The organism is Neochlamydia sp. EPS4 (genome assembly GCF_000813665.1).
In the GTDB taxonomy this organism is placed as follows: domain Bacteria; phylum Chlamydiota; class Chlamydiia; order Chlamydiales; family Parachlamydiaceae; genus Neochlamydia.
Genome location: NZ_JSDQ01000039.1, coordinates 1 through 5,118 on the forward strand (window position 1 = coordinate 1; position 5,118 = coordinate 5,118).

The following is a 5,118-nucleotide window of genomic DNA, read 5'->3' on the forward strand; positions in this document are numbered from 1 at the left end:
ACTTGGCAATAGCCGAGAAGGTCAGCTCGCGTTGTGGCAAGTGGTAGCACGCGTATTGGAGCAAGGCTCAAGACTTTCTGCCGTCAGGCTGGCAGAAACATATGCCATTGCTCCTGTAATTGACTTGCAAAAGGGCTTTAATGAAGAAGATCTTTATAAGAATCTTTTGTGGTTATGCCAAAGCCAAGCCTCTATCGAAGATCGATTGTTTACTAAAAGTTTTTGCAAGAAACCTCCTCACTTATTTTTGTATGATGTCACTAGCTCGTATTTAGAAGGCGAGAAAAACGAGCTTGCCGATTGGGGTTATAACCGAGACAAAAAGAAAGGTAAGAAGCAAATTGTGATAGGCTTGCCAAGTTCAGCCGATGGCACACCCGTATCAACCGAAGTGTTTAAAGGCAATACCCAAGATACTTCTACCTTTTATGCTCAGATCAAAAAAGCTAAAGAACGCTTTAAATGCGAGAAAGTCACTTTTGTAGGCGATAGAGGGATGATTAAAAGCGGGCAGATCGAAAATTTACAAGCGCGGGGTTTTCATTATATTACCGCTGTGACAAAGGCTCAAATAGAGACCTTAATGAAAAGAGGTGTGATCGAATATACGCTATTTGATAAAAACTTGGCTGAAGTCAAAGAAGGGGGGATAAGATATATTCTTAAACGTAATCCTGTACGCACCCAGGAAATTGCCCATTCTCGTACCAGCAAGCTAGCTAGCATAGAAAAATTGGTCGCTATGCAAAATGCCTATCTACATGCACATCCCAAAGCACAGGTAGAAGTAGCGCTGAAAAAAATTAAAGCTAAAATCGAGCGTTTAGCGCTTAAGACTTGCGTGACAGTTAGCGCACAAGATAGAAGCTTATCTATATGCCTCAATCAAGAAATACTAGCTGAGGATGCTAAGCTAGATGGTTGCTATGTGATTAAAACCGATCTTGCTTGCGACGAAGTGAGCATGCAAGAAGTACATGATCGTTATAAAGATTTAGCTAGGGTAGAATCAGCTTTTAGAACAGTAAAAAGCGATCTTGAGATACGGCCAGTCTATGTACGTTCAGAAGAAAGTACAAGAGGCCATGTTTTAATTGTAATGTTAGCCTACATGATTATCAGAGAGCTTGATAAAGCCTGGAAGGACCTTTATTTAACAGTAGAAGAGGGTTTACGCAGCTTATCTACTTTAACGCTAATAGAATGGACAGTAAATGATGGCTTAAGTTTTCAGCAAATCCCCGAACCACGCCACCAAAACAGACAAATGCTTGAAGCCTTAAAAGTAGAGTTACCAAAAGTTTTACCAAAGAATCATGCGCATGTAGTCACTAGGAAGAAGCGCCGATAATTCACTTAAATTGTTAATAATCAATAACTTGATTGCTATCGATCGTTTCTAAAAAAGTGGAACTTCCGCTACAAGGCACAGTAGCTTGCTCTTTGCTTAACAAGTTAGCCGATGCCCTCCTGGTGATAAGGATACGAGTTCATTTGACTTGCTTTTTAATTTTTTTATATTGTCTTTAATAAATAAAATGCTGAAAAGCCATCACTACCCAAGGAAACAAAATGCATCCTATCTCTTCGGCCTCTATTGAAAGCTTGCCCAATGAATTGCTACTCCCTATCTTAGAGGCTTGCGCAGTTCCTTCCTTATTTAGCGTCTGTAAAAGATGGCATCATCTGCTGGCTTCTGAAGTGATGCCTTCTCTTTATAAACAAATAGGTAAAGTGCATGTTCCTCAAGGAAATGTTAAGGAGCAGGCTCTTATTGTAGATAGGATTTATAAGCTAGAAGAAAAGCTTTCTGAAGCAGCAAAGGTAAATGCAATCTTTAGGCAAATCTTTACTTTAGCCAAGTCTCTTTCTCCTTTAGAATCTAAAGAGAAAACAGAAGAAAAAAGAGGCTTAAGGCTGGCTAATTACGCTTCTTATCTCTTAAATATTAATCGTCTTTTGCTTTGGAAAAAGATTCCTGGTAGGAAAAAATACTTAAGCCGAGAAGAAATTAAGCACTTGCCTCTAGTAGAATTTAAAGAGAAAACAGAAGAAAAAAGAGGCTTAAGGCTGGCTAATTACGCTTTTTATCTCTTAAATATTAATCGCCTTTTGCTTTGGAAAAAACTTCCTGGTGGGGAAGAATACTTGAGCCGAGAAGAAATCAAGCACTTACCTCTAAAGAAAAAAGGAGAGCTTCTTAGAGATTGGATTGAAGAAAATTGTAAAGACTTAACTTTGCTAAATTTATCTAAAGCAGGCTTGATTTATTTACCCACAGAAATATGCCAGCTATCTCAACTGCAAGAGCTTTACTTAGTAGAAAACTGGCTCACCAGCCTTCCTGCAGAAATCGGAAAGCTGTCTCAGCTGCAAAAGCTTCGCTTAAATCAAAACCAGCTCACCGCTCTGCCAGCAGAAATCGGGCAATTGTCTCAGCTAGAATGGCTTAACTTAAATCAAAACCAGCTCACCAGCCTGCCTGCAGAAATCTGGCAACTGTCTCAGCTGCAATCGCTTTACTTAGACCAAAACCAGCTCACCAGCCTGCCTGGAGAAATCTGGCAACTGTCTCAGCTGCAATCGCTTTGCTTAAATCAAAACCAGCTCACCAGCCTGCCTGGAGAAATCTGGCAACTGTCTCAGCTGCAATCGCTTTCTTTAACTCAAAACCACCTCACCGTTCTACCTGCAGAAATCTGGCAACTGTCTCAGCTGAAATGGCTTAACCTAGATCAAAACCAGCTCACCAACCTACCTGCAGAAATCGGGCAATTATCTCAACTGCAAAAGCTTTACTTAAATCAAAATCAGCTCACCAGTCTACCTGCAGAAATCGGGCAACTGTCTCAGCTGAAATGGCTTGACTTAAGCCAAAACCAGCTCACCGCTCTGCCTGGAGAAATCGGGCAACTGCCTCAGCTACAAATCCTTGCCTTAAATCAAAACCAGCTCACCGCTCTACCTACAGAAATCGGGCAACTGTTTCAGCTGAAATGGCTTGACTTAGATCAAAACCAGCTCATCCGCCTGCCCACAGAAATTGGGCAGCTGTCTGAACTGCAAGGGCTTTACTTAGATCAAAATCAGCTCACCAGTCTACCTTCAGAAATTGGGCAATTATCTCGACTGCAAAAGCTTTACTTAGATCAAAATCAGCTCACCAGCCTTCCTGTAGAAATAGGACAACTGTTTCAGCTTACCGAGCTCGAATTAGCAGAAAATCCTTTGAAAGATATTGCAGAGAAAATAAAGCAGCGTTTTCGATTGTAGAATGGCCGTAAGTGCTTTTTAAGTTGGAGTGAGCTAAAATGAAATAAAAACTTTTAGCCATCTTATCTTTAAAGATGCAATTCGCTTTTCTTCCCGCAACTAGACAAGCTTAAACTAACCTACACATTATAACGACAAGAAGTTTTTCTCTTTTTCTGCAGAGTGTTTTATGGCTGGGAGAACAACCTTTCTTGACAGGAAGAAGCTAGGCGTATTGTATTCCATCAGGCGGTAGAAGAATTAAAACATTGCGCCAAAAAGAGCCATTTTTCTCAAATAAGGCAAAGAATCAATCTCATTCTTTTAGCCACACCAAAATTGCCGCATCACTTAATCCCCAAAACCTGTTGCTGCTCTTAAATGCTTGGAAGGCCCCGCCCTTTCCTTAAATCTCTCTATGAGTTGTTTTTCATTGATAAGGATACGAATTGATTTGACTTGCTTTTTTAATTTATTTACATTGCCTTTAATAAATAAAATGCTGAAAAGTCATCACTACCCAAGGAAATAAAATGCATCCTATCTCTTCGGCATCTATTGAAAGCTTGCCCAATGAATTGCTACTCCCTATCTTAGAGGCTTGCGCAGTTCCTTCCTTATTTAGCGTCTGTAAAAGATGGCATCATCTGCTAGCTTCTGAAGTGATGCCTTCTCTTTATAAGCAAATAGGTAAAGTGCATGTTCCTCAAGGAAATGTTAAGGAGCAGGCTCTTATTGTAGATAGGATTTATAAGCTAGAAAAAAAGCTTACTGAAGTAGCAAAGGTAAATGCAATCTTTAGGCAAATCTTTACTTTAGCCAAGTCTCTTTCTCCTTTAGAATCTAAAGAGAAAGAGAAAACAAAAGAAAAAAGAGGCTTAAGGCTGGCTAATTACGCTTCTTATCTCTTAAATATTAATCGTCTTTTACTTTGGAAAAAGCTTCCTGGTAGGGAAAAATACTTAAGCCGAGAAGAAATTAAGCACTTGCCTCTAGTAGAATTTAAAGAGAAAACAGAAGAAAAAAGAGGCTTAACGCTGGCTAATTACGCTTCTTATCTCTTAAATATTAATCGCCTTTTGCTTTGGAAAAAACTTCCTGGTGGGGAAGAATACTTGAGCCGAGAAGAAATTAAGCACTTGCCTCTAAAGAAAAAAGGAGAGCTTCTTAGAGATTGGATTGAAGAAAATTGTAAAGACTTAACTTTGCTAAATTTATCTAAAGCAGGCTTGACTTATTTACCCCCAGAAATATTCCAGTTATCTCAGCTGCACGGGCTTTACTTAAATCAAAATCAGCTCACCAGCCTTCCTGCAGAAATCGGCCAGCTGTCTCAGCTGCAAAGGCTTGATTTAAGCCAAAATCAGCTCACCAGTCTGCTTGGAGAAATCGGGCAACTGCCTCGGCTGCAAAAGCTTTACTTAAATGAAAACCAGCTCACCAATCTGCCTGTGGAAATCGGGCAACTGCCTCAGCTGCAAGAGCTTAACTTAAGCCAAAACCAGCTCACCAGCCTTCCTGCAGAAATCGGGCAGCTGTCTCAGCTGCAAAGGCTTGAACTAGATCAAAATCAGCTCACCAGCCTTCCTGCAGAAATCGGGCAGCTGTCTCGGCTGAAATGGCTTGGCCTAGATCAAAACCAGCTTACCAGCCTTCCTGTAGGAATAGGACAACTGTTTCAGCTGGAATGCCTTTACTTAAGTCAAAACCAGCTCACCAGCCTTCCTGCAGAAATCGGGCAGCTGTCTCAGCTGCAAAAGCTTGGCTTATATCAAAACCAGCTCACCAGCCTTCCTGCAGAAATCGGGCAGCTGTCTCAGCTGCAATTGCTTTGCTTAGATCAAAACCAGCTCACCAGTCTGCCCG

General features: G+C 40.8%; 3 protein-coding genes. All 3 read left to right on the forward strand.

What is annotated here, in order from left to right; translation table 11 throughout:
* Positions 1-1,351, forward strand: a 1,351-nt coding sequence (locus tag DB42_RS03725) for an IS1634 family transposase (protein ID WP_044881803.1), incomplete at its 5' end; no start/stop codon positions are given.
* 221 nt (positions 1,352-1,572) lie between these two features.
* Entirely contained in the window at positions 1,573-3,273 is a 1,701-nt protein-coding gene (locus DB42_RS03730) for a leucine-rich repeat domain-containing protein (protein WP_052435960.1), read from the forward strand.
* Positions 3,274-3,785: 512 nt separating this feature from the next.
* A partial coding sequence (locus DB42_RS10325; RefSeq protein WP_052435961.1) for a leucine-rich repeat domain-containing protein occupies positions 3,786-5,118 on the forward strand: 1,333 nt, incomplete at its 3' end.